The sequence below is a fragment of the Leptolyngbya sp. PL-A3 genome, assembly GCF_039962325.1.
Taxonomy (GTDB): Bacteria; Cyanobacteriota; Cyanobacteriia; order Elainellales; family Elainellaceae; genus Vacuolonema.
Genome location: NZ_JAMPLB010000079.1, coordinates 22009 through 28439, shown reverse-complemented (window position 1 = coordinate 28439; position 6431 = coordinate 22009). Strand labels below are relative to the sequence as shown.

The following is a 6431-nucleotide window of genomic DNA, read 5'->3' as shown; positions in this document are numbered from 1 at the left end:
TCGTTACTATTGATGACATCCAAGCCTTTAGAACAAATCTTATGGCTTGGAACCCCGTCTGATTTATGGCTTCTTGCCTTAGAGGACAGTGAACAGTTAGCCAATGCGCTGGAGCAGCAAGAAAAGATAATTACGCTGCTCGAAAAAGCATCCGAGTTGAGGAAAAGGGCCGAAAAGCACTTACCTTATGACTCTGAAGAGCCTTGGGTAAGCCGCTGGGTTGCGAAACCAATTAGCTATATGTTTCCATCTGAAAGTCGGGAGGTCTGGGTTGGAGACCTTAACAAACGGAATTACGAAATGCTTTGTCAAGGTTACCCGCTTTGGATGGTTAATATCGTTAATGTTGCTCGGGTTCTTGAACTGCTGATCTCCGCATTCAAGATTAAGATCAGTGATTTGATTCCATGTGGTCCGAAGTAGCTTCTAAGAAAACCTGAATAAAAAGGCGGGGTATCTCGCCTTTTTTGAAGGCTAAAAGCTACATTAATCACTACAGAGCTTCTTGCTTTTCACAATTTTCTCCTTGGGCCATTCGTCTTTGCGTTGTAAGACGAACCATCTTGTTACATTTTTCCTGGCAGCATTTAGGCTAGGATTAAGCTTACAAGTTCTGATAACAGCACAAGAAGTCATCTTGATGGTCTAAATCAAGCAATTCTTGCCAAAGCCTTGCAAGGTGACTTGGTTGAGCAAGACCCTAACGATGAACCTACATCCGTATTACTCGATTGCATTCGAGCCGAGCGAGAGCAAGCCGGAGGGAAGACGAAGGGAAAAGGGAAGTGAGGAAAGTAGGGAGCAGGGGAGCAAGGGAGCAGGGAAAACTTCGCCCATTAACTTAAGCCAGTGGCATTCAACTTAAGATCACCTTATCCTGACCATGGCTCTGGCCTCCCAATTTAAAGCACCATGCTTAAAGTGAAATCATTTCTGTTTGTCATTACTTTGCTTGTCAGCTTGCTCGTCGTTATAGGAACCGCTTATTCTCAACAATTCCTTTCAGAGGGGGCAAAGGCAGAACATTCGGCCTCAATCAACGCTAACCAGGAACTAGCCAGAGCCGTTCTGTCAGAAACCGGAATTGCTGAACGATATGATCTCTACCTTGGCAATGCTATGGACCTTGCCACATCACCGGAGATGGCGAGAAATACTCAATTTGTTGCGTGGCTCAATGAACTGACGGTTCAGGAAGCTGGATGGAAGTACGTTGAAGCTCAATACATTGACCGACTAAACAGCCATTTTTCAGAGGCAGAATTGACCGCCCTATTGGAACTCGCCAAGCAACCTCTGATGCAGAAGTGGATACAGTTTGAGGTTGAGAGCTATCTCGGTAGCGTTGAAGAAAGGCGCAGGCTACTCTTTCTGCTATGGGAAAACTATAACAATGCTGTGTTTACCCCACCTCCAGAAGCCTTGCCCTAAGAATACACTCGCCGCTTACAGTTAACCCGTCTAACTCATCCAGCAGCTTGGGGAGGCGAATCGCAGGAAGAGCGATCGTCCTTCCACCTACAATTAAAGTAGGGCGACAACAGAGGTAGCAGGATGATTGCCAATCCCAAAAATCAACCAATGGCTCCCGAAGCCTACCTGGAGTGGGAAGCTCAACAACCCCTCCGATACGAATACCTCAATGGTATGGCCTACGCCATGACCGGGGATACCGTTCCCCACAATGACATTGCCCTCAACCTTTACCGCACCCTTTACTCACACCTGCGATCGATAGGCTGTCGGGTCAACGTTGCAGATGTCAAAGTGCAAGTCTCCAATAATGGTCCTTACTTTTACCCCGATGTCATTGTGAGTTGCCATGAACAAGACCAACGTGCCCGCAAGCTTATTCAGTTTCCTTGCCTGATCATTGAAATCCTTTCCCCCGGAACCGCAGGGTTCGATCGCGGTGAAAAATTCCGAGCCTACCGCCGACTACATACCCTGCAAGAATACGTTCTGGTTGACTCCGAAACCCGTAGTGTTGATTGCTACCGCCGCAACGAGCATGGCAAATGGGAACTGACGGCTTACCCACCCGACGAAGACCCCGACAATGGCAGCGATCTTGAAGTTCACTTCATCAGCATTGATTTTCGTTGCCCCCTTTCCCTCATTTACGAAAACATCGACTTTCCTGAACCATCGCCCGATTTGCCCTGATACACCATGACTGGCACTCATCTGTACTAAGCTATTACAGCTACCATCGTCAGTTCGCCATGCCCAAGCAATCCTCCCTATCCCCCGCCGATGAGGATTACACTGCATTCCTGAGTGACCTAAAAACTCGGATCAGTAGAGCCCAGGTCAAAGCAGCACTGGCCGTTAACCGGGAACTCATCTTGCTGTACTGGCAAATTGGGCAGGACATCCTGGAGCGGCAGAGTAGACACAATTGGGGTAGCAAAGTCATCGATCGCCTCGCTGCTGACCTCAAAACAGCTTTCCCGGACATCTCCGGTTTCTCCCGCAGCAACCTCAAATACATGCGGGCCTTTGCCGATGCCTACACCCTGGATGAAATTAGCCAACGCTGCGTTGGCCAATTACCCTGGCGACACAACATCGCCCTCCTCACCAAACTCAAAGACAAAGAGCAACGCTTCTGGTATGCCCAAAAAGCCCTGGAATACGGCTGGAGCAGCGACATTCTGGTGATGCAAATTGAGTCAGGGCTAATCCAACGCCAGGGCGGGGCCATCACCAACTTCGATCGCGCCCTTCCCCCCGATCGCTCCGACCTCAGCCGCCAACTCCTGAAGGATCCTTACAACTTTGAATTCCTCACCCTTCATGCCGATGCCCAGGAACGTGATCTAGAACGCGCCCTTGTCGAACGTATCCGTGACTTCCTCCTGGAATTAGGTGTTGGCTTCGCCTTCGTCGGTAGCCAGTACACCCTGGAAGTCGAAGGCGACGAATACAAACTCGACCTATTGTTCTACCACCTAAAGCTTCATTGCTACGTCGTCATCGATCTCAAAGTGACCGAATTCAAACCCGAATACGCAGGCAAAATGAACTTCTACGTCGCCGCCGTCAACCACATACTCCGCGAACCCGACCGCGACGAACCCACCATCGGTATCATCCTCTGTAAATCCAAAAAGAAAACCCTCGTAGAATTCGCCCTCGACACCGTCCAAAATCCCATCGGCGTCTCCACCTACACCCTCCGCGAACAACTCCCTCCCGACCTTCAAAAATGCCTCCCCAGCGCCGAACAACTGGGGATGGAACTCGATGCCGCCATCTCCGACCTAACCCAGAACGAAGAATAGTAGAAGTAATGGGGCGATCGCTCCCACCCTGGCTCACAACTAATACCTGAGAGCCGAAACAAAATTGTCCAGCGGGGTGCTGGACAATTTTGTTTCGGCTCTCAGGTGTCAAAGAGAAGTCAACTTATCCAACTCATCCAACAACTTCTGGATGCGATCGCGCTTCTTACGATCCTCCAGCAACTTACCCTTTTGTAAGCGCTTGCCAATTTCACTCCACTGTTGAGCGATCGCCTTCTCGGGAGTCGGTTCTAATTTCGTTTCTGCTTGCAGATCCTTAATCCGAGTTTTGATTTCACTCAAAGGCAGGTTTTCAGAAATAGCCTGGTTTAGAAGTTCTTCCCTCTGAGCTTCGTCCTTAATGCGGGCGATCACCCGTGCCTTTGTGTACTCCAGCTTCCCCTGCCGCATCACCTCCAGCACATCACTAGGCAACCCAAGTAGCGGCAACCTTGATGTACGAAAGCTTTCAGGCGTTAGTCCAATCGTCACATTCAGGATTTTTTCAATCTCTTCCAGCCGTCGGGAAACGTTTCCCGACAGTTCGCCCCCCTTCTTCTGCACCGTTGCCATCTGAGTCAAAGCATCATAAATCTCACTGCGCTCACAGCCCAACCGCAGCGTCAGCAACTCTAAAACCCCCTCCGTCTCCTCAATCGGATTCAAGTCTTCTCGCTGGAGGTTTTCCACCAGGGTCAGTTGCCAGGCATCCTGATCCGACAGTTCGCGGATGGTAACGGGCACCTCTTTCAATCCCGCTATCTGGGATGCTTTATATCGCCGCTCCCCCGCCACTAACTCATACTGTCCCTCCTTCTTCAGAGGGCGCACCAATAACGGCTCCAAAATCCCGTGCAGCCTAATCGACTCCGCAAGCTGCGCCAACTTGTCCGGGTCAAAGTAACGCCGAGGCTGGCTAGTCGGCAGCACAATCTGTTTAACCGCCACAGACAGTGGTGCATTCTGCCCCGACTCCCCTGCAGGAGTCTCCGTTGTCTGGCTCAAAAATGCCTCCACCCCCCGCATTTGAGGAACAGATGCCCGCTTCCGTACCGCCATTACAACGCCTCCAACCCATCAACAATCGAATCCAGAACCTTCACAGCCGGATGGTTTGCACTAAATGCCTTCAACGGTAAATGCTCCATTGATGCATCCGCAAACGCCGTCGCCCGTGGGATGGGAGGGAAAACAGGAGCGATCGCCCCCAACTGTTCCTGAATTGCCCCCAAAATTGCCTTATCTTGAGCATTTCCAGACGCATAAATCGTCGGAACAAAGCCTGCAATCTTCAAATCTGCATTGACGTGGGTCTGCACCTGCCGCACACTATCCAGCAACAATTCCGTTCCCTTATAGCTCTTGTACTGCGTCTGAATTGGAATCAGAACATGGGTAGAAGCAACCAACCCCAGAATACTCAAAATCCCTAGACTAGGAGGCGAATCAATCAAGATAAAGTCATAGCGATCCAGCACAGGCTCCAGCGATCGCTTCAATCGCCACTCCCTAGCCATTACCGAAGTCAACTGGATCTCCGCTGCACTCAACATAATATTGGCTGGCAACAAATTCATCTCATGTAACCCGGCCCGAATCGCTAGAGGCTGATTTTCCAGAATAGAGCCAGCAACCGTATCCTCCAGGTCAGCAGGCTCCAACCCCATAAAGACCGTCAAACTAGCCTGCGGATCCATATCAACGAGCAGCACCGAACGACCCCGCTGAGCTATCTGATAGCCCAGATTCATTGTCAGCGACGTCTTCATTACCCCGCCAGATTGGTTGTAAACCGTGATTACCCGAGACACGTCATGTACCTACCCTACCTATCCAGCAAGTGTATGAGATTGTGGCATCCGTGACACACCAGATTCGACACCACAACACTCTAGGCAGGACAGCCTCATTCTCTCAGCACAATCTAGACCAAATACAGCGTTCCGCTTCACTTAATCAATTCTGCACACAGTGTGTGCAGAATCTAAAGTAGGCAATTGTCGTTGTAGACCACGGTATAGGGAGACTATTCGAGAACCACGAAGCTTAAAATATGGGTTCTCCAGCAGTTCCATTACCTTCTAAGCCAGGCCTGAACTCAATTTAGCGTAAGTTTAGCAAGATAGAGATAAGAGACGTTATCTCTATCTAAAATTAACGAAACCCAAGAGCGATCGCCCCTGCCTCTCTCTGTGGCCTTACTCTTTGGCCTCGTCCGGCTCAAAGGCTATGTTAGGCATCGTTATCTCTATCTAAAAGCCGGTGAAACTTGGGGTAATTGAGGTAGCTAGGCGAGTCCTCTCACAAGAATTCGCCTAGCTACCTCAATTACCCCATCTACACTAAAAACGAGACAGGGCAGGGGTTCGCCTCTAACTTTTTTGTTGAAGAAGCAATTATTAATGTCTAAAGCAAAAAACCTCTATTGAACGTGAAAGATTTGGGTTAAACAGGCAGTTGATTGATACCTTGGTTGGAGCCAACCACGATAAGAATGGCACCCTTGACCAAGCGCACATTGGGGGTAGGGTTAATTTCAAACCGGTCATTATGGCATACAGCTAGCACGTTGACACCATACCGCGATCGCAAATCCAACTCCAGAATTGACTTGCCATCAAATTCTTTCGGCACGACCACTTCCACGATGCTATGGTCGGGGTCAAGTTCAAAACGATCAAGGATGCCGGGTCGGGTGAGCGATCGCGCTAACTCACACCCCATCTCATGCTCAGGAAATACGACATGATCGGCTCCAACCCTTTGAAGCAGTTTGCCGTGAACTTCTGAGGATGCTTTTGCTACTACATGGGGTACTCCCCCTTCTTTAAGGTTCAGGGTCGTAATGATGCTCTCCTGGACGTAGTTACCAATAGCCACAATAACCGTATCAAATTCGAAGATTCCTGCTTCTTGTAATGCGGCGGGCTGAGTCGAGTCCAGTTGCAGGGCATGAGCAGCAATTTCGTCAGCAATCGCCTGATCCACCTGGCGCTCATTGGTATCTATACCAAGCACTTCATAACCTAGGTTATGAAGTGTCATACATACGGCCCGACCAAAGCGCCCTAGCCCGATGACAGCATATTGGCGGTTGCCGGTCCGAAGGTTTTTGAAGAAATTCAAAGAGTTCAGATTCACAGT

The 6431-nt window shown here is 49.7% G+C and carries 7 protein-coding genes; 4 read left to right on the top strand and 3 right to left on the bottom strand.

Annotation, left to right across the window (positions count from 1 at the left end; genetic code table 11):
• The 4 genes from NDI52_RS30410 to NDI52_RS30395 form a co-directional block, all read left to right on the top strand.
• The coding region (locus NDI52_RS30410; protein ID WP_348256921.1) for a hypothetical protein at nucleotides 1-423 on the top strand (423 nt) is incomplete at its 5' end.
• A 489-nt stretch (nucleotides 424-912) separates the two neighbouring features.
• Nucleotides 913-1431 (top strand): hypothetical protein, encoded by a 519-nt coding sequence (locus tag NDI52_RS30405; protein WP_348256920.1) that lies wholly within the window; start codon nucleotides 913-915, stop codon nucleotides 1429-1431.
• Nucleotides 1432-1554: 123 nt separating this feature from the next.
• Complete coding sequence (locus NDI52_RS30400) at nucleotides 1555-2166, top strand: Uma2 family endonuclease (protein ID WP_348256919.1); 612 nt, start codon at nucleotides 1555-1557, stop codon at nucleotides 2164-2166.
• A gap of 59 nt (nucleotides 2167-2225) precedes the next feature.
• Nucleotides 2226-3287 (top strand): PDDEXK nuclease domain-containing protein, encoded by a 1062-nt coding sequence (locus NDI52_RS30395; RefSeq protein ID WP_348256918.1) that lies wholly within the window; start codon nucleotides 2226-2228, stop codon nucleotides 3285-3287.
• Between the two features lie 108 nt (nucleotides 3288-3395).
• Here the strand turns inward: NDI52_RS30395 and NDI52_RS30390 are convergent, their stop codons facing one another.
• From NDI52_RS30390 to NDI52_RS30380, 3 genes are all read right to left on the bottom strand, one after another.
• The gene (locus tag NDI52_RS30390; protein WP_348256917.1) at nucleotides 3396-4346 is read right to left on the bottom strand and encodes a ParB/RepB/Spo0J family partition protein; all 951 of its coding nucleotides are present in this window, start codon (nucleotides 4344-4346) and stop codon (nucleotides 3396-3398) included.
• Entirely contained in the window at nucleotides 4346-5098 is a 753-nt protein-coding gene (locus tag NDI52_RS30385) for a ParA family protein (protein WP_348256916.1), read from the bottom strand. The genes NDI52_RS30390 and NDI52_RS30385 overlap by 1 nt, the downstream gene beginning before the upstream one ends.
• Nucleotides 5099-5732: 634 nt before the next feature.
• Nucleotides 5733-6428 carry a TrkA family potassium uptake protein gene (locus NDI52_RS30380; RefSeq protein ID WP_348256915.1) on the bottom strand — a complete coding sequence of 232 codons (696 nt, stop codon included), beginning with the start codon at nucleotides 6426-6428 and terminating at the stop codon, nucleotides 5733-5735.
• Nucleotides 6429-6431: the final 3 nt, after the last annotated feature.

Excerpts from the sequence above, each read along its gene's own strand:
- NDI52_RS30405 (WP_348256920.1), top strand. The coding sequence starts at position 913 with ATGCTTAAAGTGAAATCATTTCTGTTTGTCATTACTTTGCTTGTCAGC.
- NDI52_RS30390 (WP_348256917.1), bottom strand. The coding sequence starts at position 4,346 with ATGGCGGTACGGAAGCGGGCATCTGTTCCTCAAATGCGGGGGGTGGAG.
- NDI52_RS30400 (WP_348256919.1), top strand. The coding sequence starts at position 1,555 with ATGATTGCCAATCCCAAAAATCAACCAATGGCTCCCGAAGCCTACCTG.
- NDI52_RS30395 (WP_348256918.1), top strand. The coding sequence starts at position 2,226 with ATGCCCAAGCAATCCTCCCTATCCCCCGCCGATGAGGATTACACTGCA.